At 56.4% G+C, this 3,386-nt stretch carries 1 protein-coding gene and 1 pseudogene; one reads left to right on the forward strand and one right to left on the reverse strand.

Annotated features, from left to right (window positions below):
* Positions 1 to 2,681 (forward strand): annotated as a pseudogene (locus H9X91_RS13945) (hypothetical protein); the annotation flags it as partial.
* Positions 2,682 to 2,801: 120 nt separating this feature from the next.
* Here the strand turns inward: H9X91_RS13945 and H9X91_RS13950 are convergent.
* Positions 2,802 to 3,254: a hypothetical protein gene (locus H9X91_RS13950; RefSeq protein ID WP_204805863.1), complete on the reverse strand. Its 453-nt coding sequence runs from the start codon at positions 3,252 to 3,254 to the stop codon at positions 2,802 to 2,804.
* Positions 3,255 to 3,386: the final 132 nt, after the last annotated feature.

A 3,386-nucleotide genomic window follows, 5' to 3' on the forward strand; every position in this document is an offset into this window, starting at 1 on the left:
TGGGCGCTCTGGGCTATGACCAGTCCATCGAGGGCTACACCGGCACCAACTGGACCGTGAACGTGGCCGGCCGTGCCTATGAGATCGGCCTGACCGACGGCAACGACAATTTCGTTGGCTCCCAGGCCTGCACCCGTGAACAGGCCGCCCTGTACGCTGTGAACACCCTGCAGGCCACCCTGGTGGAGTATGAGAACAAGGGCTCCAGCATCACCATCAACGGCATCGAGGTCGTTCAGGGTGCTTCCGAGCCCACCTATGTGACCTCCAGCATCGCTGGTGCTGCTACTTCCATCGATGATACCATCGATAACACCCAGCACGACTACACCGTGGAGTTCGCCGAGCGGTATCAGCCCGACCTGAAGCTGACCGACGACACCGACGACTTCATGCGTCCCGCTCACACCTGGAGCTGGAAGAGCAACGAGATCGGCACCTATGTGGACCATGACCTGATGGTGGCTGAGTACACCACCGGCGTCACCGGCCGCGAGCTGTATGACCTGCTGACTGCCACTACCATCCGCAACTACGATCTGTATGCTTATACGGACGGCGTTGAGAATGACGGCGGCACCGGTGTCACAAAGATCGTCAAGGAGAACCTGATTCGCGGCAACACGGAGACCCTGAACGACACCGGCAACGGCGTGCTGACCCAGGTGTTCGTGGACAACGACGATGACGAGATCATCATCACCTCCATCAACACCTACCTGGCTCAGGCCACTTCCAACTACAGCTCTAGCAAGGAGACTGTCACCCTGAAGGTCTATGAGACCGTTACCGGCTCTACTCAGACCGTGGATGTGGATGACGTTCCCGAGGTTGAGGGCGTTGAGCGCGACGCCTTCTACCTGGTCAACATGTCCGGCAAGAACACCCGGAACAATGACCTGGAAGTCGTTGCCATCAGCGATGTGGAAATCCTGGAAGACAGCACCGTCACCAAGTGGAGCGATAGCTCCAGCAAGGTTGTCTCCAAGCTGACTACCGGCGGTACCCAGTATGACGCCGCGGAGAAAGCTTTCTATGATGAGGACACCCTGGACGCCTACGACGATGCCCTGCTGACCGACATGTCCTACAACATCTATCTGGATCCGTATGGCTATGTCATCGGCGTGGACCTGTATGAGGGCACTCTGAACTATGTGTTCATCACCGGTTATGACCGCTCTCGCAGCAACATCTCCGTGAGAACTGCCGAGGCCGCTGCCATCTTCACCGACGGCACCATGGATGTCATCACTGTCAACGTGAAGGATACCAATGACAATATTGCGGACTACAACAGAGTAACCAGTGCTGGTGCCAAGATCGATACCCAGACCTTCTACAAGGAGTGGTCTTACGGTGGAAACGACGACGGCGACTATAACAACGGCAATCCCGTTCTGAACCGCTGGTACACCTACACCGTGAATGAGTCCGGCGTGTACACCCTGAAGCCCGCCATCCGTTCCTTCTCCACCGCTGTGACTGAGGAGACCACCATCGACTGCTCCAACGTCCGCCTGGAAGGCCGCGGTGCTATCGGCGATAAGGATTCCGGCTATGAGAATGGCAATGTCCGCGCTTACGGCGAGGATGCCTCCATCTTCATCACCGTGGAGCAGGATGACGTTGACACCATGGACAACGCCCCCATCACGGATGTGACCGGCACCTACACCGGCGTCCAGGATGTGGAACTGATCATCGATCCCGATGCGGTCAGTGCGAACGAGGGTGGCACCACCAAGTGGGCTGTCCACACCGTGTATGACAAGGACAACTACATCATCGCCTCTATCGTGGTCGGCGAGGCCAAGGGCAGCGTGGCCAACTACGCTTACGTCCTGTCCGACAGTGCCGAGAGCGAAGAGAAGATTGACGACACCTATTATTGGGAAGTCGACGTGATCATGGGTGGCCAGATCCAGACCGTCACCGTCAAGAGCAAGTACACCTCTGTCCTGCGGGGTATTGTGAACGACACTGACAATGTTGTTGAGCTGCGCTTCGATGGCGACTATGTGATTGGCTATGACGATGTCGATTATAGCGATATCTATACCGATTACACGAAGCCGATTGATGATGAGGACGTTTACTATCTTTCTCTCATCAGTGGCGATCTGTCCCTGCAGGGCCGCACCCTGTATGTCCTGGACAACCAGGATGACTACGGCCTGACCTTCACCCGCGAGGCCAAAGCGGTTGTGATTCAGGACGAGTACAACAAGGAAGTCAAGACTGAGTTTGACAGTGTTGAAGAGGCTCTGGATCGTCTGGCCGATGCCAGCACCGCCGATGGCCTGCAGTACAAGGGCGAGATTATCGCAATCCTGAACAGCCAGGGTGTTGCTGAGTGGGTTGTGTTTGTCAACCAGAATGGTCTGCACTCTGACGGCCCCGACTACGGCAACACCGACAATGACTGGGATGTTACGGTGAATACCCGGACTATGCGCGTCGACGCAACTTGCAAACTCGCTACCGCTGGTGACTATCCCACCGCCAACGAGGTTAAGGAAGTTGTTGCCGAGGCTCTGGAACAGAGAGGCCTGATGGTCACTGCCTGGGGTGACGAGAGCAAACTGTTCAGCTCTGGCGATAGAACCATCACCGTGGTTGATCCTGACCTGGACATCGCAATTCAGCAGACCTACACTGTTCAGGTAACTTGGGCCTAATCCCTAAGCGACTGAAGGCTGTAGCTTTCTAAAAAATCCCCGCTCCTTTCGGAGCGGGGATTTTTTTGCATGTCATTTGTAAAAAAGATTTCCGAACTTATCTCGTTGCAGCTAAACCCGCTACGCCTCCATCGCCACCAGTGCCAGGACCAGATAGGTTTTCCCAATCAGGTTGCACTGGTAGGACATATTGTTGTCCGGCTGGGTAACCGTGACACCGTTCTCTGTCCAACTGACGTCCACATTGAGCGAGTAATTCCCGTTGTAGGAAAAGGCCGTGGCGGCGTCCCGGGCCAGCGCCATGGACACCCGCTCCGTCGTCCCGGTAATAAAGACGAACAGCGGCTTTTGCGGAAACGTGACGCTGGTGGCTCCGCTCCCGGTTCCGGTATAAGTGTCGCAGTAGATCTGGCAGTTGCCGAAGCCCCCGGCCGCCGCTTTCAGCGCCGCCGCCCGGGTGTCCAGCCCCGCCAGCGCCGCGTCGATCTTGCTGTTATCAGTGTTAAAATCTTCCATCAAAATCCGGTCGGTGTTTTCCCACTGGCTGAGTCCATAGTTTGCTGTCTGATTCAAAAACATCCCCCTTTCACGGGGACCCCCGCCCGGAGGGCAAACGGCCAAAGCCTCCGGGCGGCGGAACATTCCCCGCACTACCTCCGGTAGTGCGGGGAAAAGTTGCATCCGTCAGTGCAGCAGAAAAACTTT

The organism is Oscillibacter valericigenes (genome assembly GCF_016902445.1).
In the GTDB taxonomy this organism is placed as follows: Bacteria; Bacillota; Clostridia; order Oscillospirales; family Oscillospiraceae; genus Oscillibacter; species Oscillibacter avistercoris.